Raw genomic sequence first — 22986 nt, forward strand, 5'->3', positions numbered from 1 at the left:
ACCATCGAATCAACGTCCATAATGATAAAGCAAACCACATCTCGAGCATATTGGCATCAATCCGCAGGACAGAGTCTCCCGGTGTTTACCGTATAATTCCCCATGCCAAACTTCCTTGACATCCCGATCCTGAATACTGCCGACGGAAAATTCAGGGAAAAATTTACAAGGAGTAACTTCTCCATTTGGCAGAAAATCCATTCTTGTCGATATGGACAGACACTCGGTCCGCTTCATCCCAACGAGAGGCTCTCCCTTAATGAAAGGTGCGATTTCATCCTCCTCCAGCGCTGGCATGGTGCGGATGCGGATGTTCCAGGTATGCTTAGAGATTCTTCGGATTTCTTCCTTTAATTGCGGAATGTTTTCAGGGGAAATATGGTAAGTAAACGAATGCCAGCTGCATGATTGGCTTTGATAAGGCTGCAGCCAGTTGAAATGTTCTGAGAAATACTGATCCATCTCAGTTGCAGACTCCGGTGAAATATACCATGGGTAAACGAAGTAAACGGAGTCCACGCCTTTTTCCTCAAAGAACTTCATAAACTCAAACATCCTGGATATCATGTGATCGTTCATCGTCAAACTGACCGAGATCTTGCCCCGATAAATCTGCTTTCTTTGAAGATCTAGTAGCAAATCAATCGCGTTAATCACTTTCTTGAAAGTACCCTTGCCCCGTATTGCATCATTCTCTTCCTCGAATCCTTCAAGGCTAATCAGCAGGACAAGATCATCTGAAAACTTAAGAATAGAATCCATCTTCTCTTCAATTAAAATGGCATTCGTACAGATGGTTGTCGTTCTGAGATCTTTCTCTAGACGATCGGCCAGCACATCAAATTTGCTGTAATAAAGCGGTTCACCTCCCCATAAATACAGCTTCGATTTTTTAGGACGTGAAAAGGCAAGAATTCGATCGACCATCTCGATATCGATTTCCCGCTTTTGTTCTGATTTCGCCATATCCCAGTGAAAGCCATCCTCGTTCCACTCATAGCAATGTTTGCAGCGAAGATTGCAACCGTTGTTCAATTTGATACCTATATCCTCGGGAATCTCCATCGCGTAGCGTGGGTCCATGGCTCTTGCACGGCTTGCTCTCGACATATTCATAATCGTTCTTTTAATATTCTGAAAAACATTCTCATCAAACTGTACATTTGTTTTAGGTTGCATTGTACTGTCCTCCTTGGGAAATCTGGTTTCTGGCATCAAGTAAGTTCTCATGCAGTTTTTCTATACAACGATCCGAGAAATGCTCCTTCTCCCATTGCTTAAACCAGATCCCAAATCCTTGGCTGATCCAGAATTCCGCATTAACGACTTCATGCTCGGCGAACGGCTCCAAGAATACAAATGGCGTAGCCGCGGCAAATGATTCAAACAAAGAATAGCCTCCCGGCTTGCTGACAATTGCCTTTGCGCTTCGAATAACATCAAACATTAGCGGATAACAGTCTTGATTGTGAAAAATAGGTTCCCTACCATGCTTAATCATTCCGAGTGGAGGAAACGTGTAGTTTCCTTGTTCGTCATGGGACCACGGACTCCACTCGGGATCATTCATGTAATATGCAATTCGTTCGTGGATTTCAATCTCTTCGAATGCATAAGCAAGCATAGTCAATCGGTGATGTGAGGCAAGCAGCATCTCCTTCGCTTCCCTGTAAGTCCCTATTCCCCAGCCCCCGCCATGTAGTACGATACCTTGATCCCGAGACGAATAAGGCAGGGCACGTTGATTGGAAACCGTAAATTCTCTCAAGATTTTGTTTTCTTCAGCACTGAAAAACCATATGTTGCGAAAAACGTTACACCGCTCTTTGTACACCTGATAAGAAGCCGATATACCAGCGTCCATGCGAAGCAAATCAACTCTTATCTCAATAGGCTCCATCATCTTCTGATATTGCTCTAAGACTGGGATCCAGAATCCGGTAAATACAATAAACCGAGTTCTTTTTTCGCCATACCACTGGCTTAACAAAACCTTGACCTTTTCAGAGTCCAAAGATTCCTTTGCATCCCGCACCCATTTCGCCGATTTTTTGGCAAGATCGAAGTGGTCATGAAAGGCTTTTTTAATGGCTGGCACTCTGGCCTTAATTTCATCTTTATACAGATTTTCTAGTATATGGATCTCTGTGAGCTGATTTTGCTGCCGAAGCTGATAATTCAATTGAATGGCCGGGACATATACCCCCAGAGAATTGCCGGCACACAATAAAGAAAATATGCTTGTGCCCGCATTAGTCATAAACACTTACCCCTTGACTCGCAAGCAAAGCTCGCGTGCCGCTCAGCAGTCGCATTCTTACTTCCACATCTTTAGCGAACACCGAGAGATATAGCCTGCCTTTGAGAAACGGTTCCTCCTCATTTCCCATACTGACGTCTCTGTCTCGGTATAGTTCATTCACGAGCAACGTAGCAGAAGAAAGGGGCACAATGCCCTCTCCCTGTAGGGGGGTGAATAAAAGCTTGGCCCGTTCCATGTCCTGAAGCATCGCTTCGTAATCAAAATGGTTGCGGTAGCCCAAGGACAAAAAGGTTAAGAATCCTTGTCGGTGATCAGTTGCCAGCCAGCCGTCAAGATAATGATTAATCAGTCCCATGGATTTGCGAGCATTGATTTCCACAATTGGGATTAACGTCCCATTCGTCAACTGCATGGAATCTACACAAACTGGCCCGAAATACCCTTGCTCGTACAGAGCCGAGCCTATGTTCTCCATGACTTTGAAATAACCCCTGTTTTCCAATTCATACACAGCTTCCTTGGCCATGGAATATGAGCCTAGGTAAGCAAGATGATGATTAAGCATCTGCTGCATACTGATAAAACGGAATGACCCGTCTGGCTCAAGATGAAATTGACAGGAGAAATCCCGTTCTACGTCAAAGAAAGGCTCAACGATAAAAGCCGTATTGGCTCCGCGTTGCTCTTGCCTTTGAATATACTGCACCAATCGCTTTACCGCGCTAATCGAGTCTATTTTTATATTTCCTTTTCCTGACACGCCAAACGGATCTTTAATCAATAGAGCTTTATGTTTGAATAAAATCGTTTGGCAAACATTATGCAGTTCATCCGCACTGTGCACTGGGTAACTTTCATTGCTCCCTGTCAATCGTTTGGACAACTCAGCTGAATACATTTTTGAATTCACTAGTCTAACCGTTTCATATGAAGGGAATATCTGAGTAGTAAAATGGCATTTCTGTAGCTCTTGCGTTCGCTCCAACACAGAGTAGGGGGAGAGTTTGTTGAAACTAGCAATCCATGTCTTGAGGTTAGTATTAGTGGTTAATGTACAAAACATATCCTCTCTTTCGGATGCATCCTCACAGGAACGATGATCAAAAGAAAAGCCAAGCTTGTGCAAATAGGCCCTGTGCGAATCTTCCATCGGAAACCTGGTAAATAATCCATCGCGATGTGAGCAGAAGGGGAACATTAATTCATCCATGGCCATCACAATCCGAGATCGCTGCTCATCATGAACTGCTGGCAGCTTGCTATAACTTGTATCTCTCCAGAGCGATTCAGAGTCCAGACTTCCGACATAAAGTATCTTATCCAACATTCGCATCCAGCTTGGAGAGAAATACCATAAACGTTTCAACTGATTTCATTTGGGCCATATCAAAATCCTCATAATCAATTTCGACGAGAAAAGCTTCCTCAACTTGAAGAATAAAGCTGATCATTTGCAGTGAATCGAGACCAACCTCATTGATCAAGTCAGATGCTGGGGTTAACGTTTCCGCCACAGTGTTATCTTCTTTTACTTTCACAATAATTTCCTTTATTTTCTCAAACATAACAATCACAACTCCTCTTTTGTAAATTAATAAATGTTCATTTCAACACAAGTATAACAAATTGCATTATTTTTACAATACACAAAAAGGAGAAAAATATTCGATAAAGTGGCTTCAAATTCAGAAAAGTTATGATATAATTTACAAATAAACATATTATATATGCAAATGAACATTATAATTAACTCATATGCATTTATATTTGTTTACAATCCGAGTAAAAAGAAGGTCGGTTAGTTGGGCAAATCCCATTTTTTATTTATGTCGGCTCATTTGGATGACGCTATCATTTCCTGTGGGGATTATATGTGTTGGTTAGTTCAAGAAGGAAACGCAGTTACTATCGCTACCGTTTTTACTGCCGAGAACTCGCATCCATCGTTATCTTGGCTGGCGAAAATTCTCCACAAAAAATTTAATATCGGATCTCAAGTGATGTATGTACGGCGTAGAGAAGATCTTTCGGCTGCAAACTCTCTTGGCGCCGATTGTATCCATTTAAATGTCGAGGAATGCATTTACCGAAGGAAACCTGACGGTACTCCGCACTATCAGAAACTTGAAGAACTATTTCGAGTTGATTTAAAGTCAGAGCTATCCGTAATCCGAGAAGTGACAACGCGAATGATTGCGCAGCTGGATCTGGATAAGTATGCACAAGTCTATATCCCGCTGGGTATTGGCCGACATGTGGATCATTGCATCACTAGAAGAGCTGCTGAGGTTTGGTTGGATTCCGTACATGGCACGACCTCAAGCAAACTCGCTTATTACGAAGACTTGCCGTACAAAAGTTACGGTTTCGACCAGGATTGGAGAGCCGATCTGGCATGCGGTTTTTCAGTTAACCGAATCCGTTTATCCAAGAACCACCTCAAAGCCAAAATAAGAGCGATTGAACTTTATAAATCTCAGCAGCGCTTATTATGGTCATCTCGGTTCACTATGTTCAAACAAATGCTTGGAGCCTCTCTGGGATTCGACCAACACCAACCTTGTTATGGATTTAACTTGTATACGAGTTACAATCCTGTAAGCCTAACTTCCAAAGAAAGCGGGACAATCAATGATAACTCCCCCCAGTTCTTTAAATGAACGGCTAATTGAAGGTGCCAAGGAAGTCGCTCAGGAAATTTCTATGTATGCCCATGAAGCTGATGAGAAAGCCATGTTTCCTGTTCATAGTCTGAATGTGCTGAAGCAACGACGATTAATGTCCCTTCTTGTACCTGAAGCCTACGGCGGATCTGGCTGTTCCTTGGAAACGGTGTCTCAAATAGCGCAGATACTCTCCAGTAGTTGCTTGAATACCGGCGTTATTTGGAGCATGCATTGTCAACAGGTCGCCCTTCTAGTCCAGCACTTACATGGTTCATATCGTCAACAATTACTTTTCAGGTTAGCTTCCGAACAGACTTACATCGCCTCCATCACGACCGAACAGAACAAAAATGAAAACATCTTCAAATCCGTCTCGCCCTTGCAAAAAACAGATCAGGGCTGGCTTCTCCAAAGAACGGCACCGATCGTGACCGGCGGGCAGCACGGGGACTTATTTCTGATTTATATGGGCGGAATTACTGATTATAGTGATCAAGATGTCGTCGTAGCGATTGTGGACCGTAATAATGCCAAAATCGACTATACCTCGGCATGGAACAGTATGGGAATGCGCGGTACAGGTAGTATCGGCATGGAGATCGAAGCTCAGCTTGAAGAGGCCCATATTCTGAAATCCAACAACGGATTCAAAGAAATTGCGCTTCAGACCATCGTTCCTGTTGGACATATTGCTTTGTCCTCCAGCTGGCTGGGGGCCGCCAAAGGAGTCTTCGAGAAACTGACATCGGTGATAAGAAGACCGGCCAATCGTTCGAAATTCAACATGAATTCCGATCTACTCTTCGAAAAATTAGGAAAAATCAGGATCAAACTCGATACCGTGGACCATTATCTGAAAGAGATGATCAGGCAGTACGATAGGATTCGTTCTGATGATCCCGTGAATTTACAGACCAATACTTTCAGCATTCAAATCAATAATTTGAAAATACTAGCGTCAGAAATGTTGTATGACGCCGTTGATGAAATGGTGAATTTGGCCGGTGTCGGATACGGATATACGAAAAACGAAACCATCCCCTTAGAGAGAACCCTTCGCGATCTCAAATCAGCGCGCTTGATGTATCGCAATGACCTGTTATTGACTACCAATGGAAAATTGAGCCTGTTCGAGAAAAACTGGTTCTAAACTCATACACTTCACAACAACAAAGGAGACACACACCATGTACATTTCCAAAGAGAACAAAATCACAAAAGAGGTTTTCACTGGTTCTTATACAGAGAAATACAGACCCCAGTATCACTACTCACCTGAGAGAAACTGGATGAATGATCCGAATGGCTTGGTCTACTTCAAAGGTGAATACCACCTCTTCTACCAATACACGGTTAACTCTACCAGCCCCGACTTCCCGCACATGCATTGGGGCCATGCGGTAAGCCAAGATTTAGTTCATTGGAATGAACTCCCACCGGCTATAGCGCCTGACAAGGACGGAGCGATCTTCTCGGGCAGTGCAGTAGTGGATATCAACAACACAAGCGGCTTCTTTGATCAAGAAGGATCCGGTCTTGTTGCCTTTTACACGAATGAAGGGAATCAAGCTCAGCCTGGCAAACCGCAAGTACAAAGCCTCGCCTATAGCAGAGATCAAGGACGGACATGGACAAAGTTCGAGGGAAATCCTGTTCTGTTTCCTGCGAGTGAAACACCTGACTTCCGCGATCCCAAAGTATTCTGGCATGAAGAATCGTCCAAATGGGTAATGGTGCTGGCCGCGAGAGATCGCGTAGAGTTCTTCACTTCAAAAGATCTCAAATCATGGAGCTATGCAAGCGAGTTTGGATCGAAGGTAACAGGCGTTCATCGAGGTGTATTTGAATGTCCTGATATCGTCCAGATATCCGTAGACAATGATCCAAACAAAACAAAATGGGTTCTGATTCTGAGTGTCGGGGACCTTAACGGGGAAAGTGGGAACGATCCTGAGCCGCCCGCAGGCGGTTCAGGCATGATGTATTTCATAGGTCACTTCGACGGTCAATCATTCGTGCCGGATAAAGCCATCGAGTCCATTGATGATATCCAATGGATTGATTTCGGATCAGACTTCTATGCAGCAGTCACCTGGAACGGAATTCCGCATGAAGACGGGCGGGCAATCTGGATCGGTTGGATGAACAATTGGCGCTATGCCAAAGAATTGCCATCATTGGAGTGGCGCGGAAACATGTCGCTCCCACGGGAAATCCAGCTTAAAGCGTATCCTGAAGGACTTCGCATGATCCAAAAACCAGTAACGGAGTTAGGAAAGTTGCGGAATCCAATATTAAACCTGACAGAATTGACCGTTAACGCAGGTGACAACCCCTTATCTGAAACAACCGCTCTTAAAGCTGAAATTATCGGGGAATTTGAAATAGGTTCTGCGACAGAATTCGGTTTCAAGGTTCGTAAGTCTTCCAGTCAGGAAACTGTCATCGGCTACGATGTCGTGAAGGAAGAATTGTTCCTAGATCGAACCAATCATGGTTCATCGGATTTCCATAGGGATTTCGCAGCCAAACACACAGCGCCGCTTAAGTCTGAGAACAAGCGGATTCAGTTGACTATTTATCTGGATGGATCGAACATCGAATTATTCGTTAATCAAGGTAGTATTGTTATCACAGATTTAATTTTTCCTGATTTCGAAAGTCAAGGACTTGAGCTGTATGCACTCGGGGGAGAAGTTAAGGTCATTTCCCTGCAAATCAATGAAATCACCGGAATTTGGGAAAGCAAACCTATTTAAGACTCCTTTAAGTTCATCACTAAACCTTAACGAATTTCGCAAGATAGATAAGAAAAACCGTCAGAAAGTTCGTTCAATCTGAACTGCACCTCCAATTGTTAGATTGTGTCTAACAATTGGGGTCACTTCAAAAGTTCGTTCAATCCTGACGGTCCTTTTTATGTTGCATGTTTATCGGTTATTTTGTACTCATATCCACGAACACTTGTGTCATACTCTGGATACATCACTCCTTCACAGCGATCACATGATTCTCATTTTTATATTCATTCGGAAAGCTGCACTGTACTGTCCCAATCCAATTGCATGCTAAGTGTCATTGATAATAACGATCCCGATATTCCTGCGGTGTGCAGCCCACGTTCTTCTTAAATTGATATGTAAAGTAAGCGGGAGTTTGAAAACCCACTCGCTCCGTTACTTCATAAATCTTTATGCTCGGGTCCTGCAGCAATTCCTTAGCCTTTTTCATTCGCAAACTCTTGACGAAGTCAGAAATGGTCTGACCTGTTTCCTTCTTGAATAAGACGCTTAAATGTCCTGCGCTAATATGAAATTTATCCGACAGTTGTTTAACCGTTACGCTCGTTGGTAATTGTTCTTCGATATACGTAGCGATATTATTGATGAGATGATGCTGCTGTATCGTGCGTTCCTTCCGAGCGATGATGAAGGCAGAATCCATATATTCAAGGACGATGTCTTTAAGTAAATGGGCTGTTCGGCATTCCAATAGCCGGTGCAAGGCACGATTACTGAGATGGGAAATCCCCTCCACATCGTCCCACATTTTGCGTGAAAGCTCCCCAAGCAAACTGACACTAAATGATTGCATATAGCCGAACGAGTGGGCATTTCCCTCCATTTCATTGAACACCTTCCCTACCTCGATCATTAACTGCTCCTTATTGTCAGTTTCTGCGAGAGCAAGCAAATTGGGAAGTATGGTTTCACGCTGCGTAAAGTTTTCAAATACCTTTCGTTCTTCACTACCGACATGCACAAGTAAGCCGTTCTCACTTCGCCGTGCATCAGCGACAGTATACTTAATCTCTCGGTATAGCTGTCCCACCTCAGTCCATTGACGCCCTTCCCGACTGACACCAATCGTGACCGAGACTTGATACGTATTTCGCATATAGTCTTGAACGAAACCCATCTGTTTATCGAGGTTCATCCTTGTATCGGTAGATGGATTTAATAAAATACCAGCGACTCCTTCAGATTTCAACGGCGCAACCAAAACGAACCCCATTTCATTTAACGAAACAGAAATCGATTGCTGAAGTACTGAACTGAGCAATAGTTTACTTTTGACATCACGACTCTGACTATTCTGATGATCGAGTGAGGCTATGATTAACAGAATTCGATCGGTCACACTCGGTAGTTCAAGAAGATGCAACCACGATGTTAGCGTATCCTCTTCAATCGGCTCATCAGCAAGCAACTCAAGAACAAAAGATTCCTTTAGTAACACCTGACTCTCCAATACGACGGATTTAAGATGCAGCGTCTGTTCATTGATTTGCTTCACGTTCTCAAGTGTTTGACGAAATATGTTAAGTTTTCGCTCGATTTCGCTTAATTTAAGGGGCTTTAATACATATCCATGAGCCCCGACTTCAATGGCATCCTGTGCGAATTCGAATTCATTATACCCGCTGATGATGAGAATCTGAATTTCTGAATGTATGGATTTTGCTACGCCAGCGAGTTCGATTCCATTCATACCTGGCATGGAAATATCCGTGATTAGTACATCTATTTTATTGCTTTCAAGAATAGGAATAGCCATTTCGCCTGTTTCAGCGCTAAATGGCAGCGTATAACCCAAACTCGCCCAATCGATATGTCGAATTAGTCCTTGAATCTGTGTTGGCTCGTCATCTACGATTAATGCCTGCAGCAATTATCATCCCTCCCATCGAATAGTTGGTTTTTCCGCGTAGACAGGCAATTGGATTGTGACTACCGTTCCTACACCAAGTGTGCTCTCGATCTCAAACTTGCCTTTATTGCCAAAATATAAAGAAAGCCGTTCACTTATATTTAACAAACCGTACCCATTTCCTTTGCCTGCTTGTTCACCATTGTGGATACGTGCCAATGTAGCCGGTTCTATACCGCTGCCATTGTCTCTCACTTGGAAATGAATCATATGATGATATCGCTTAATTGAAATAGAAATACATGCATCCGGACGTGTAAATATGCGCCCATGGATATAAGAATTTTCAACGATGGGCTGCAAAATAAGCTTTATGGAATAGAGCTCTAACACTTCCTCCTCTATCTCCCATTCAATACGGACACGTTCCGGATACCTGAGCTGTTGAATGTCCAAATAAGCACGTACATGCTCAAGCTCATTCTTGATAAACGTAATATTAGACTTATTATTCAGTGCAAATCTGTAAAAAGTTGTCAATGCTTCAATTGCTTCCACTTGAACTTTATCTCCCTGATCAAGCGCTCGCCACTGAAGCAAACTGAGCGAATTATAAATAAAATGAGGATTGATCTGCGCTTGAAGAGCCTGAAACGATGACTCTTTCTCTTTTAACTTTGCACTGCTTAGTAGTTCAATTAAGTTTCCAAGTCTACCTGCCATCTGATTAAACATGATCTCGAGGTCACCGAGTTCGTCTCTGTTCCGATTCTCAAGCCAGACATTGAAATCGCCCTCAGCGATATTACTCATCCTGGTACCTAATTTACGAATTCGTATCACAATATTCTTAAACACAATCATGACAAGGAACAAAGAAAGTAACAGAAAGAAGATGGTAATTGCCACGATACTGTACACAATAATGGAGGATTGTTTCTCCAATTGGCGCATCTGGACTAGCGCTGCAACTTTCCATTCACCGTTCAAATGTCGGACTGCAAAATAATTGCCTTCATAAGTAATGCTATCGTTATCTCCAATATTCTCCCAGAATTTAGATATAGTCGTATTTGCAACGTCTTGGCCAATCATCCCTCGGTTGGAGGCCGCAACAATGCGATTATGCTCGTCCAAGAGGTATAGGCTCCCAGCACCGTTAAAGGGACGATCCATTAATTCACCGAATACGCTTCCATAATCCAAAAGCATATAGATCGCACCAAAGGCATAGCCACTAGTATTCGTTATTTTTCTCGAAACGACCAACTTTGTGTTCTCCCCTGGTACTTCTGACCATTGCAAGGAGATAGGTGATGCCATTACACTTTCATACCATACCCCTTCATCACCCCCAGTAAATGGACGATGAGCGGGCTTTCGCAGAAGTCTTCCATCTTCAACAAGCGTTGGATTAACATGATAAATTGTAAAATCGTCGATCCCTGGCAAATAACGGCTCATAACTTGAAATGATCGGTCGACATAGTTCACCGACTCAATCCTTTCCGACCAATTCTCGTAGGTACGTGCTAATCTTGAGATCAATTCTCCGTCTGTTCCTGTCCGGTTTACAAGGAGATCATAGCTTTGCTTTCGGAATCCAACACTCTGTGTCGTCTGTCGAATGGCTTCATTAATAGTAAGCATATAGTTCGCCCTGACGTTCTGAAGAGCCAGGTAACCTGCACCTAATCCCAAAATGACTGTAGGAATAAATACAACCAATCCGTAAAAAACGACGAATTTACGGCGAAGATTCATTGTACGGGTCAAATGAATAATATATCTTTCAATCCAGTGTCGCACTAGGCATTCTCCTATTGTTCAGCCAAAATAGTACACGTTAGAAACTACAAAAGGGAGCGCCCACCTAGAATGGGCTGCTCCGCTTTATGCGTTGATTTCAGTTTACATGATTCTGCTGCTTCGCGTATAGGTCTGTAGCAACCTATTGGCATGTATGCTTACTTCTTGTTCATCCCGTTGTACTGTTCGTTCCATTCCTGCTTAAGCTCACTCCAGTGTCCACGTTTCTCGAGTGCTGCAGTGAAATCAGTCCAAGCTTTTTCGAATTGTGCATCGTCTTTAGCCATCAACAGCTTAGCCCGATATTCTTTATATACCGAATCTAATTCTGGAGCATACTTTTCCCAAGCCCCTCCTGTCTTCGCCTTCACCATGTCATAACTTTCTGCAACTCGGGTAGTACCCATTTTCGAGATTTGTTGGGAAAACTCTCCGGTCTTAGCTCCACCGGCATGGATATTCTCTGATGTCCACCATGCATACCATTTATTGCTAAACGTTGATGTTGAATACAGCTCTGGTGTCACTTGTGCTTTTTTGGCATTATCGCCTGAGTTGCGCAGTTCTTTGTATTGCGGGTCTGTAAATTTCCATTTACCAAGTGGTTGATCGACCCAATTCCAATACTTACCTGCAGGTCCTTCGTTAATGACCATGTTCATCTCTGGTTTCGGTGTTAACGTATAGTTGTAGAATGATAGAATAGCATCTAGGTTCTTCGTACTTTTACTAATATACGTATCGTATTGCGGATATGGGTTAATAATCTGAGTATAACCAAGCTGGCTAACGCCATCAACTTTAGGGAAAGGAATTGGTTCATAGAACCAGCCCGGTGCTGTTGGGCCATCAAGTTGTTCCCAAAGTGAGCTGTTCAAATTCCAAAAGCTTCCAACATTCATTGCATAACGGCCGCTTTTGTTCTTCTCGACATATCTTTCACCTTTATCAGTCAGTGCTTCTGGATCTATGAGATTTTTCTTGTATAAACTATTCATCCATTTATAAGCAGCCTTAAACCCTGGGTTGTCATACTTAAAAATAAAATTGCTGCCGTCTTTTTTAACTTGCGTAACACCACCTGCTGAAGCGACGGTCACGCCGAACGCGGCAAGCACAGCATTCTCTTCATTCTTATCTGTAAGAATCCCCATTGGTAGAAGCGGCTTTCCTGACTCATCCTTTAATTGCGAAGCCTTCTCCAAATAAGTTTCGATGCCTTGAAGTGTTGAGAGATCTGCTACTTTCATTCCTACTTTCTCAAGAACATCCTTGCGAATGAACCACGCATTGGAGGACCAACCTGGCCATGGATCTGTCGGATTCACATCAAAGAAAGAAGGAAGTGACCAAATATGTCCATCCCCATCCTTCATCTGATCCAGATATACTTTTGGAATTGCTGCCAAATTGGGATACTTATCTGGCATACTAAAGTATTTCTCGAGCGGTTGAATCACATTGGAGCGCTTCATAGCATCATTAACTACTTGTTTTCTCTCAAAAATAGCTGCATCATCGAAACCGCCAGTACTCAGCTTTAGATTAAGTGCGGTAACGGCATCCCCTTGTGTTGCTTCAATTTGAACATCAACTTTAGGTTCTTCCGTTTTCCAATATTTTTGTACCCAGCTATCATTATTAACTGTTGCTGTCCAACCCAGCCAAAGCTTAAAGTTAGCTGCAGCAGCTGTTTTAGAAGTTTCCTTAGCCGGTGATGTACTACTTTGTCCAGTACTGCTGCTATCTGAACACCCCGCCGTAATACCCAACGTGGCAACCAACCCCAGCAACATAGAACTTTTTAACCCACCTGATTTCATTTTCATTTTTATGCCTCCCTTTTTTTCACTAACTTAGCTGGTATATATAGAATGCCTAATACCCTGGAGTTATCCCTTGACTGAACCGACCATTACACCTTTGACAAAGTATTTCTGCAGGAAAGGGTAAACAGCTAGAATCGGAAGTGCGCTGATCATAACCGTGGCCATTTTGATCGACATGAGTGTAATGTTGCTCAAGGAGCTTCGTGCAAGCGCTTCTTGGTTTTGATTTGAACTCATAACGGCTGACAAATCTTGGGCAGTTAGTAGTTGCTGCAAGAATGTCTGAACCGGGATCAAATTCTGTTTGCTAACATAAAAAGCACCTGAAAACCAATCATTCCAATGCCCTACAGCCGTAAAAAGTCCTAACGCGGCTAACATTGGCTTTGAAAGCGGAACGATAATTTGAAAGAGAATACGGAACGGTCCCGCACCGTCTAATTCGGCTGATTCTATCAATGCTTCGGGAATGCCCTGTATGAATTTCTGCATGACGAACATATTCCATGCGGAGAATAGACCAGGGATAACATAGACCCAGAAGGTATTCGTTAGTCCGAGATTATACAATTGAATATAGTAAGGTATTAATCCCCCGCTAAACAACATTGTGAGAAGTACATACATTAGAATGCCATTCCGAAATGGAAGTTGTTTATAGGATAACCCGTAAGCGGCTAACATGGTAACAGCCAATCCGCCTACCGTGCCTAAAACTGTTCTTGAAATAGTAATCAGATAAGCATGTCGAATGACTGAATTACCTAGTACGATTTCGTAGTTGATCCAAGTGAACGAACGGGGCCAAAGATACACCCCTCCCTTTGCTGCATCTGCCCCGGTATTAAGAGAAATTGCCAGCATGTATAGGAATGGATAAATGATTGACACGCATAATACCAGTAGCAAGACAACAATAAAAGCTTGTCCCACACGTTCAAACCCATTTGATTTCATGTGTTACCACAGCCCCTCGTCGTTTAGTTTCTTGGATGCCGAGTTCGTAGCTACGACAAGCAGCAGGCTAATGACTGATGAGATTAAACCAACAGCGGTTGCCATGCCGAAATAGCCTTGTTTAAGTCCATTACGAAGTACGTAAGTATCAAGAACATCCGCCACATCTTGATTCGCGGAATTCATCATCGGATAAATCTGATCCATGCCAACATTGATTAAACTCGGAATGCTTAATATCAACACGATTGATATCGTTGGCAACATACCCGGCAGCGTAATGTGTCGTATTTGAGCGAGTTTGCCCGCTCCTTCAACTTTTGCCGCTTCGTAGAGTTGAGGATCTATCGTCGTGATTGCCGCTAAATAGAGAATTGTATTCCAACCAACCTCTTTCCACAATCCACTTGAAACGATCATAGGGCGGAACCATTCTGTAGAACCAAGGAAGAAAATGGGATCTCCTCCTAACCGTCCGATCAAATCGTTCGCAAGCCCGCCATCTAACGTAAGGAATGATTGCAGGATATAAGCTACGACGATCCAAGAGAAGAAGTGAGGCAGGTAGCTAACCGACTGCACAAACCTCTTAAAAGTCGAATTTTTAACCTCATTGATCATGAGAGCGAGCAGAATTGGCATAGGAAATCCGAAAACAAATTTCAAAACCGAAATGTAAAGCGTGTTTTGAACCACTTTCCAAAATTGAGGCTCAGTAAAAAATGAAAAATTGTCCAAGCCAACCCAACTACTTCCCCAAACAGAAGAGCCTATTTTAAAGTCTCTAAAGGCAATTTGAATACCGGCCATAGGGATATAATTAAATAGAAACAGCAACACGACTGCTGGTAAAATCATCATATATTGCCAGCGATATTTATATAACGTTGAAATCATATGCTCCCTCCTTTTCTATATCATTATTCTACTTGGGAAGGGGAGAACTTAACATGTAACAACGATTAGATTTCTATCGATTTCATATGATGTTTTAAGAAAGCGCTATCATCCTTAAAAGAAGACATCAACCAATATGGAAGATATCTTCTTCTGTTTGTAAGAACAAACTACGAGGATTCGCGTATTAACCTGCCAACCTACACAAAATCAGCCATTGATTGTACCGTCAGCTTGCCGGGGTTTCCTGGGGTAAAAGCCTCTCCCACGCCGTAGCTGCGCTGTTGAAACTCCACCGTGACCGGTATTCCTGGGATTAGATCCAAATAGTTGTCAGAGAAAATCCCTTCCACCTCTGCAGAGATCCAAACTTGCCGAGCCAACACGCTGCTCTGCAGCGTATAACGAGTGCCACCGCTGCCTGAAACCTCCTGCACCGAGATCTGCGTCAATGGAAGGACAATCTCCTTCGCAGAGACAAAATAGTAAGGTTTGCTGTCTACCAAATTTCCATCAACATGAAATACAGCTTGCAGAACAACCTGCTGTGGATCGCAGCCTTGGAGCCACTGCTCTCGGTTCAGTACCGTCGCTTCAGTCACCGAATCCGCTGCCAATTCAACCTGAAGTGTCTCCTCTTTAATTAGACCTCCCTGAATGTCATACAGAGATATACATAGCGAACCCATTACCCGTTCTCTCTTATCCGAAACGAGATTAACGGCAATCGAACGATCTGCCATTTCGTGTATCGCCAATATGACGTCCCGGAAGCTTCTGCGAACCGCATATTGCAGCGCTTTCCAGCGTCCGTAGTAGTCGATGCCAGCCCAGGAAGCGACCGGCCAGCAATCGTTCATCTGCCAGTACAGCGTGCCCATACAATAGGGCTTGTTCCGGCGATGCGCTTCAATTGCAATACGGATTGCTTCCGCTTGGAGTACCTGACTCATATACAGGAACGATTTGAAGTCCTTAGGCATAGGTAAGTACATGTCCATGTATTCCTTGATCAACTGGTTGCCACGCCCATTTTTCTGATGGGCCATCATGATATCAGATTCCAGCGCCAGCTCACTTTCTGGTGCATACTTCAACACGGAATCCAGCTCAGGGAACGACTGGAATCCGTATTCACTCATAAACCGACCGATATGCGTATTGTAGTTAGCGAACGGTTCTGAAGCATGCCACACGCCCCAGTAGTGGATATCACCTTCGCCGGATAAGCTAAAGGCATGCTGGTTCTCATCTCCCGTAAGACCGCGCATAGGCGAGGATGACCAATACGCCACATCGGCCGCCAGTCGTGCCACGGCTTTTGGCAAGATATCATGGAACACCGACTCATAGTCTGCCCATATTTGTTCACGCTGCTCCGCTGTGTAGTTTCGCTTCCAGCCCCAGCCTTTATTCTCCACATAATTCGACCAAGCTGAATCAATTTCATTATTGCCGCACCATAGCGCAATGCAGGGATGGCGGCGCAATCGCTTAATATTATGCTCAGCTTCAAGGGCAACATTCTTGAGGAAAGCTTCATCCCCAGGATACATGCTGCAAGCGAACATAAAATCCTGCCAAACCAGAATGCCATATTCATCGCATAAATCATAGAAAATGTCTTGCTCGTATATACCTCCGCCCCATACCCGCAACATATTCATGCCGCTTTCGGCTGCTGAAGCAATTTCGTGACGATAACGCTCCGCCGTCACCTCAGTCAGGAAGCTATCGTTAGGAATATGGTTAGCCCCTTTGGCGAAAAATGGGATCCCATTCAGTTCGAAGCGAAAAGAAGCTCCAGCTTCATCCTTTTCCTGAATCAGCTTAATATCCCTCAGTCCAGTTTTCACCGTAACCACATGGATACGGCCATCCTCACCAACTAGCTCCGCGTTAAATTCATACATATTCGGTTCGCCCAGCCCCCGGCACCACCACAATGCGGGCTCAGGGATCTTCACTTCTATCGCCACTTCTTGTACACCTGGCTCAAGCGTAATTCCCTTTGCCAACACTTGCTCACCCGTAGATACACGCAGATGGCCTGACCAAGATTCAACTGCTTCTACCTCTAGTATGGCCGTCAGCTCTGCTGCTTCAAGACTGATACGGTCCTGACGAATGTAAAGATCGCGTATAACTGGACCCGCACAGCCCTCCAAGCGAACCTCACGCCAGATGCCGCTTGTCACAAAGCGCGGCCCCCAATCCCAGCCGTAATGATAGGGTGCTTTGCGGGCAAATACGCTAAGACGATGATCACCTAAACCACCAAGCTCGGACTGATCATTCGCAGCAGGCAGGCTGTAGCCTAGCTTCTCCAGCTTTGGTAAATCTTCAGCTATTGGTGAACGAAACCGTACAGTCAATGTATTCAAACCTGGACGCAGCAGTGGCTTGACATCTGCCCTCCATACACGGAACATATTATCGGCCGAAAGCACGTGATTCCCGTTCAATGTAACGTCAGCGTACGTATCCAATCCCTCGAACACGATTTCGATCACCGGTAGATCCGACCAGGCATTCTCCAATTCAAAGGTGCTTTCGTACTCCCAATCTACTTTGTCGATCCACTGCTGCTCGTGTTCATTTATCCCGTAGAACGGATCGGCGATACTGCCGTTTCTTAATAGATCGGTATGCACGGTACCGGGAACCTGAGCTGGCATCCAATCGGTCTCATCGCACGCCTTGAATTTCCAGTTGCTTACTACAAAATGTTTGTTGTTCATAGTTCCTCCAATGTGTTGTCCAACTCAGAACATGATCTCAATTAGATCTTTAATTATGAAAAAATAGCTTGCAATTGATCAAGATTAATCTCTGTCTGAGGAGCAAAAGTTTCTGATTTCAGATAACTAATCATGCTAAACAGTAACTGTCTGCCTTCAAGCGTAGCTACGATATTCTCGTAATCTATTGCGCACATCAAAACACTTCCGTTTAAAACACGCGCTTCAAATAACAAGCCCAGTTTATGATTGCGCTCAAAATTATCGATTGTTTGGACAATAGGCTGCAAAGATTGCGGTAAATCGTCCAGAATAACAGAGCTAGAGTGAGTAACGATCTCCCACCAAGGATACGTCGTGTATTCTTCTGTAAGAAAATGATTAAAAAGGGCATGATCTTTGTCAATCATTAGCCCCATTGTCCCGACAGGTACAGGTTTATTCATACTTTCGGAAATGGAACGAAACATCGGATAACACCAGAAGTCGGTACAATATGTGCCAGGAACCGTCCCGCTTAATCCGTCCGGTTTAGCAAGAAGCAGCACATTCTCGCCCTTCTCAAGCAATGTGACCGCTTTCTCATCAAGCGAATGGAACAAATGAATATCTGAAACATCAAGCACGGCATTTTCAGGATAAATCCAGAAATCATAGGTTTTGCTCAAGCCTGCTTGATCAACCTTCAGATGAAGAGTTACTTTCGTCATACTCGTTACGCTTGGAAGCTGCATGCGAATCTCGCAAATTTCAATATAATTATCGCTTGATTTCACCGAAATAATGGCTTCACCTTCGCCAATTAGGGTGACACCATCTCGCAATTCCCATTGCATAATCAACCCATTAGGTGAATGATCACGATAATAGCTAAGTTCGACTTGAGCTTGGAGTACTTCGCCTGATTGATAGTTGTACTTCTCAAACCGGGCTAGCAGAACGGCATCCCCACAGAAGCTGCGCCACTCTTCAGGGGTGATAAGTCCTTTGGAATCCATAAAGGCATCCAGAATACCGACCAACGCTGTCCCTTGTCCGCTGAAGTCCTGAATATCCAGAAGCTGAAAACCCGCAAGACGCTTCGAGCGGAATGCGGCTTCCAGTTCTTCCTTATAACACTCAACTGCCAGTTTTCCAGAGCAATAAAAATACTTTTCTGCCAGATGACCAAGGCCTTTCGCTTCAAGTCTATTCCGAAACTCCTCAAAATTCTTAGCCTTCAGGGATCCTTTGTATTTACTGATCTCCTCGAAATTAGGATACATGGCAAACTGGCCAATCTCATGAGAAATGACTGGAACCTGAGGAATGAGTTCACTACCCGTATTATTCGCCTCTACCGTCTTGACCCCGGTGCCGTACTGGATTTGAATGGTGGCTCCGCTGCCGTTCTCCATGTCATTGAAAGAAATCTGTTGAGGCACGATCATGTCGTCATAATCCTTCATCGTGTTAGGCCGGTCCGTCTGAATATGTCCCTGAGGACTGTCACACATCGCATAAGACCCCCTGATCAGTCGGTCTTTCGAGAACCTCACACCGCAAAAGAAATCATCGTTTGTCAAAATGTCCGGAGCAAACTGAAAGTTATTGGATCCCTGCGTATACAAATGGCGATCATCGATTAATTTATAAGCTTTTAAAATATCATCGAGCCTTACTTTACTGCCCCAAAGTTCATTCCCAAGTGACATGATGACGAAGGAAGGATGATTCCCGTAAGCTTCCAGCATGGCATACCCTTCGCTGATCAAATAATCCTGCTCAACCTGATCATGTTTCTCATAGGTTTCATCGGTGACGGTTCCCCAGAATGGCAGCTCGGGTGCCATGTAGATGCCGAGTATATCTGCAGCAATAAATGCGGCTTCGGGCGGACAGCAGGTATGGAACCGGTAGTGATTGATCCCGTACGATTTTGAAATGCCCATAATCCTTAGCCATTCATCTACTTCAGTAGGTGCATATCCGGTAAGCGGGAAGATTAAGCCATCGTGTTTTCCGCGCAGGAGTGTATTCGCCCCGTTAATCGTGAATTTGTCCCTGTTCGTCTTAAATTCCCGTAATCCCGCGATTAACTCTTGCACATCCAGTACTTCTCCACTTTCTCTTTTCAAACGAATGTTCAAGGTATACAGGTTCGGCTGCGCGTCACTCCACAGTAAGGCGTTCTCCCCTAGCTCATAGTTCACTGAGACAACGTTAGAGGATAGCTCAAAAAGCTGCACTGGTGCCTCATGTTTTATTTCCCCATTGAAACTTTCCGCTGTGATGGTCAATGCCGTCTTGGCCCAATCTCCGACTATGTTCCCGGTAATCTTGAATGAGCGCTTCGGAAGATCGGGATAAATTCGCACGTTATTCATGAAAGCTTCACCGTAAAACTGCAGCTCAATCCGGCCGGTAATTCCGTTCCAATTGGTTTGCGTATCGCCGGAAGTGAGATGTCCGCCTTTGCTCGGGTACCCGGTATTGTCCACTCGTAGTATAATTTCATGTCTGCCCGCGCTAAGGCCATCATGAAGCTCATAGCGATGTGGCGTACTCAAGCTGTTCTGCGTTCCAATCTCCCGCCCATCGATCCAGAGGGTTGTTATCCTTGTTCGTTCAAGAAATAGAACGCAGGTTTTTCCGCCAAACTCTTCTGGAATTTCAACTTCCCTGGCGTACCAAGCGCTCCCTTCAAACGCATATTCATCTGTTAGAGCCCCGATCTGAATGCTATCGAGTTTCTCTCCTTTTCGGGCATTAGACGTCGTATTAGGCAATTCAATCGAATCTTCATATGGTAATTGTAGCCCTTGCTTATGCTTATCCAACTGCAGCTTCCAGTTTCCTTCCAAACCTATCTTATCCAACATGTGAAATCCACATCTCCCTGCAAATAATGATACAAAACTCTTCTTTATACCACTATTGTACATAGGGTTCCGTTAACGTGATATGTAACAACGATCAGATTTCTATCGATTTGAGAAGAAGTTAACGTATAAAACCACAATTTATTTCCTAAATTATTGAAATAGTCCAAAATAAATGCATAACAAAACAAACACCCTCCTAGTTATCTAAGCGTTGACTTAGGAGAGGTGTTTGTATAGGAATTATATCTTCAGTAGTACATGCGCTGCATAAGGCGCGAGAACGATTTGGTTATGAACATCCGTCTCACTTAACGCATCGCGGTAGGAGCCGTTAAGCTCCACTGTGACTTCTGCATTCTGATGGTTTAGTACCATAAGATACGATTGCCCATCCTTAGATCTTTCTAAAGCTTCTACTCCTTCGTACGACTTAGGTAAGCAAGTCGATATCTGCTCACGTTGAACGATGAGGCCCATCAGACTACTCATAGCCTCATCGTTCAAGTCGCAAGCAACATAATAGACTCGGCCCTTCCCAAAGGTGTTCACAGTCACGGCTGGTGTGCCTTTATAGTAATGGCTATCATAATCAGCCAGCGCCTCTGCACCGGTAAGCTTCAGCACGTCGCACCATGTTGATGACGTGCCTTCACCGAACGAGCCGTCAATTGTGACGGTTCGGCCGAAGTTAATGGAATCGAATTCCTCAAGCTCAACACCTGCTAATTCGCGGAATAATCCTGGAAACGTCAAGGTGGTGATCTGATTATTCCAGGTCCTGGTGCCTGAACGGAACGTGATAAGCAATGATCCTCCATTCTTCACATAAGTCTTGCACTTATCTGAGATTTCTTCCGTCATGAGGTTAAAGGCCGGCATTATAACAAGTTTATAGGGAGTAAAGTCGTTCTCCACGCTAGTTACGTCCATACCGATATGCTGGTTAGCAACAGCCTTGTAATAGGAATCAAGCAGTCCGCCATAAGTGAATTTGTGGTTGTGGGGTTGGGCACGATGGCTCCATACATTGTCATAGCTTTTAATAAGTGCCACGGGGCTAGCGTTCTTCGCATCTACAAAGAGACTCGATAGCATCTTGAGTTCTTGTCCGATTTGCTTAACTTCCCTGTACCGTCTGCGACCGAGACCATCGTGATCGAGAATACCATGCCAGTACTGTTCGATACCTACGGTACAAGCCCGCCAGCGGAAGTAAACCATGGCTTCGGCTCCATGTGCGATCGCTTGATATGTCCATAAGCGTACTTGTCCTGGTTCAGGCGTATCCCCCATCGAATGCCATCCGCAAGGTCCACTTTGCTGCTCCATCATCCAGAAGTTGCTGTTCTTGATACCTCGCATGAGATCATGCGCCATAGCGGTATTCGTTGGCTTGGATTTGGCCCACATATTGTTCGGATAGTTATCCCAACTGATGAAGTCGAGATCTTTGCCCAAGTCGAAATAATTCAGTTCGTTGAAGTGACCCATCAGATTGTGCGTGATCGGCAAAGAGCTGAAGGCGCGAATTTCCTCGATTTGTAGTCGTTGATAGTCAGCTGTGGCATCAGAGAAAAAGCGCTGATAGTCGAGCTGCAAACCTGGATTATGATTAAACGGAGTTGACATCCCGTTACCTCCACCTCCACTTTGGCTGAAGCCGTCGCTGGACGAGTAGACAGGTAGGATAATTTCTTCCCACGTTCGATAAGTCTGGCTCCAGAAGATCGCACCCCATTCTTGGTTCAGCTTATCTATCGTTCCATACTTCTTGCGAAGCCAAATTCGGAATGCATGTAAATCGCTTTGGCAATAACAGGCTCCGCCAAACTCATTGTCAATCTGCCAGGCGACGATATTTCCGTTATCTTTGTAGTGTTCAGCCATAGCACGTGCGATTTGCTTGGAGTAATGGCGGTAAACAGGGTGATTTAGACAGTAATGCCTTCTCGTCCCGAATCCTTTGGTTAGTCCATATACGTCCTTGGGATACATATCGGGATACTTATCCATCAACCATTTGGGAGCTGCAGCTGTTGGTGTTCCTAAAACGATCTTGATCTTCTCCTTACTAAATACCTCGATGGAACGATCCAACCACGTAAAATCGTAGGTTCCCTCCTCAGGTTCCATCTTCGCCCAAGCAAATTCCGCTAACCTTACGATATTAATATGAGCTTCCCTCATCATCTTCGCGTCGATCGACCAACGCGCCTCCGGCCAATGCTCTGGGTAATAGTCTACGCCAAAATACATCTTGAATTCCCCTCTTCAAATAGATATGTTGTTATTATGCTTATTTTCATCTTA

At 44.2% G+C, this 22986-nt stretch carries 15 protein-coding genes; 3 read left to right on the plus strand and 12 right to left on the minus strand.

All coding sequences use genetic code 11. The annotated features are described in order from the left end of the window. Positions 1–9 precede the first annotated feature (9 nt). The 4 genes from A8708_RS04375 to A8708_RS04390 form a co-directional block, all read right to left on the minus strand. The gene (locus A8708_RS04375; protein WP_068662302.1) at positions 10–1179 is read right to left on the minus strand and encodes a radical SAM protein; all 1170 of its coding nucleotides are present in this window, start codon (positions 1177–1179) and stop codon (positions 10–12) included. Further along, positions 1169–2260: a hypothetical protein gene (locus tag A8708_RS04380; RefSeq protein ID WP_068662303.1), complete on the minus strand. Its 1092-nt coding sequence runs from the start codon at positions 2258–2260 to the stop codon at positions 1169–1171. The genes A8708_RS04375 and A8708_RS04380 overlap by 11 nt, the downstream gene beginning before the upstream one ends. After that, positions 2253–3161, minus strand: coding sequence for an ATP-grasp domain-containing protein (locus tag A8708_RS04385; RefSeq protein ID WP_204787461.1), 909 nt, complete (start codon positions 3159–3161; stop codon positions 2253–2255). The genes A8708_RS04380 and A8708_RS04385 overlap by 8 nt, the downstream gene beginning before the upstream one ends. Positions 3162–3579: 418 nt before the next feature. Further along, positions 3580–3828 (minus strand): acyl carrier protein, encoded by a 249-nt coding sequence (locus A8708_RS04390; RefSeq protein ID WP_068662305.1) that lies wholly within the window; start codon positions 3826–3828, stop codon positions 3580–3582. A gap of 237 nt (positions 3829–4065) precedes the next feature. Here A8708_RS04390 and A8708_RS04395 point away from each other — a divergent pair, with 237 nt between their 5' ends. The 3 genes from A8708_RS04395 to A8708_RS04405 are packed head-to-tail and all read left to right on the plus strand — an operon-like array spanning position 4066 to position 7688. Then, positions 4066–4923 carry a PIG-L deacetylase family protein gene (locus A8708_RS04395; protein WP_068662306.1) on the plus strand — a complete coding sequence of 286 codons (858 nt, stop codon included), beginning with the start codon at positions 4066–4068 and terminating at the stop codon, positions 4921–4923. Continuing rightward, positions 4895–6079 carry an acyl-CoA dehydrogenase family protein gene (locus A8708_RS04400; RefSeq protein ID WP_082927267.1) on the plus strand — a complete coding sequence of 395 codons (1185 nt, stop codon included), beginning with the start codon at positions 4895–4897 and terminating at the stop codon, positions 6077–6079. The genes A8708_RS04395 and A8708_RS04400 overlap by 29 nt, the downstream gene beginning before the upstream one ends. 37 nt (positions 6080–6116) lie before the next feature. Next, a complete protein-coding gene (locus A8708_RS04405; RefSeq protein ID WP_082927268.1) occupies positions 6117–7688 on the plus strand; it encodes a glycoside hydrolase family 32 protein in 1572 nt (523 codons plus the stop codon). Between the two features lie 316 nt (positions 7689–8004). On the opposite strand, the gene A8708_RS04410 is transcribed toward A8708_RS04405, so the two are convergent. The 8 genes from A8708_RS04410 to A8708_RS04445 all read right to left on the minus strand — a co-directional run bounded on the left by A8708_RS04410 (position 8005) and on the right by A8708_RS04445 (position 22932). Continuing rightward, positions 8005–9600, minus strand: coding sequence for a response regulator (locus A8708_RS04410; protein ID WP_068662307.1), 1596 nt, complete (start codon positions 9598–9600; stop codon positions 8005–8007). Between the two features lie 3 nt (positions 9601–9603). After that, positions 9604–11388: a sensor histidine kinase gene (locus tag A8708_RS04415; RefSeq protein ID WP_239696534.1), complete on the minus strand. Its 1785-nt coding sequence runs from the start codon at positions 11386–11388 to the stop codon at positions 9604–9606. Positions 11389–11546: 158 nt separating this feature from the next. Further along, a complete protein-coding gene (locus A8708_RS04420; protein WP_068662308.1) occupies positions 11547–13217 on the minus strand; it encodes a type 2 periplasmic-binding domain-containing protein in 1671 nt (556 codons plus the stop codon). Between the two features lie 63 nt (positions 13218–13280). Further along, the gene (locus A8708_RS04425; protein ID WP_068662309.1) at positions 13281–14174 is read right to left on the minus strand and encodes a carbohydrate ABC transporter permease; all 894 of its coding nucleotides are present in this window, start codon (positions 14172–14174) and stop codon (positions 13281–13283) included. A 3-nt stretch (positions 14175–14177) separates the two neighbouring features. Then, positions 14178–15071 (minus strand): ABC transporter permease, encoded by an 894-nt coding sequence (locus A8708_RS04430; RefSeq protein WP_068662310.1) that lies wholly within the window; start codon positions 15069–15071, stop codon positions 14178–14180. A 200-nt stretch (positions 15072–15271) separates the two neighbouring features. Then, positions 15272–17812, minus strand: a complete 2541-nt coding sequence (locus A8708_RS04435) for a beta-mannosidase (protein WP_068662311.1) — start codon at positions 17810–17812, stop codon at positions 15272–15274. A gap of 53 nt (positions 17813–17865) precedes the next feature. Continuing rightward, entirely contained in the window at positions 17866–20673 is a 2808-nt protein-coding gene (locus A8708_RS04440; protein WP_068662312.1) for a glycoside hydrolase family 2 TIM barrel-domain containing protein, read from the minus strand. Positions 20674–20916: 243 nt separating this feature from the next. Next, positions 20917–22932, minus strand: coding sequence for a beta-galactosidase (locus A8708_RS04445; RefSeq protein WP_068662313.1), 2016 nt, complete (start codon positions 22930–22932; stop codon positions 20917–20919). Positions 22933–22986 lie beyond the last annotated feature (54 nt).

It is taken from the genome of Paenibacillus oryzisoli, from assembly GCF_001653565.1.
GTDB lineage: Bacteria > Bacillota > Bacilli > Paenibacillales > NBRC-103111 > Paenibacillus_E > Paenibacillus_E oryzisoli.

Excerpts from the sequence above, each read along its gene's own strand:
- A8708_RS04375 (WP_068662302.1), bottom strand. The coding sequence starts at position 1,179 with ATGCAACCTAAAACAAATGTACAGTTTGATGAGAATGTTTTTCAGAAT.
- A8708_RS04380 (WP_068662303.1), bottom strand. The coding sequence starts at position 2,260 with ATGACTAATGCGGGCACAAGCATATTTTCTTTATTGTGTGCCGGCAAT.
- A8708_RS04385 (WP_204787461.1), bottom strand. The coding sequence starts at position 3,161 with ATGTATTCAGCTGAGTTGTCCAAACGATTGACAGGGAGCAATGAAAGT.
- A8708_RS04390 (WP_068662305.1), bottom strand. The coding sequence starts at position 3,828 with ATGTTTGAGAAAATAAAGGAAATTATTGTGAAAGTAAAAGAAGATAAC.
- A8708_RS04400 (WP_082927267.1), top strand. The coding sequence starts at position 4,895 with ATGATAACTCCCCCCAGTTCTTTAAATGAACGGCTAATTGAAGGTGCC.
- A8708_RS04405 (WP_082927268.1), top strand. The coding sequence starts at position 6,117 with ATGTACATTTCCAAAGAGAACAAAATCACAAAAGAGGTTTTCACTGGT.
- A8708_RS04420 (WP_068662308.1), bottom strand. The coding sequence starts at position 13,217 with ATGAAAATGAAATCAGGTGGGTTAAAAAGTTCTATGTTGCTGGGGTTG.
- A8708_RS04425 (WP_068662309.1), bottom strand. The coding sequence starts at position 14,174 with ATGAAATCAAATGGGTTTGAACGTGTGGGACAAGCTTTTATTGTTGTC.
- A8708_RS04430 (WP_068662310.1), bottom strand. The coding sequence starts at position 15,071 with ATGATTTCAACGTTATATAAATATCGCTGGCAATATATGATGATTTTA.
- A8708_RS04435 (WP_068662311.1), bottom strand. The coding sequence starts at position 17,812 with ATGAACAACAAACATTTTGTAGTAAGCAACTGGAAATTCAAGGCGTGC.
- A8708_RS04440 (WP_068662312.1), bottom strand. The coding sequence starts at position 20,673 with ATGTTGGATAAGATAGGTTTGGAAGGAAACTGGAAGCTGCAGTTGGAT.
- A8708_RS04445 (WP_068662313.1), bottom strand. The coding sequence starts at position 22,932 with ATGTATTTTGGCGTAGACTATTACCCAGAGCATTGGCCGGAGGCGCGT.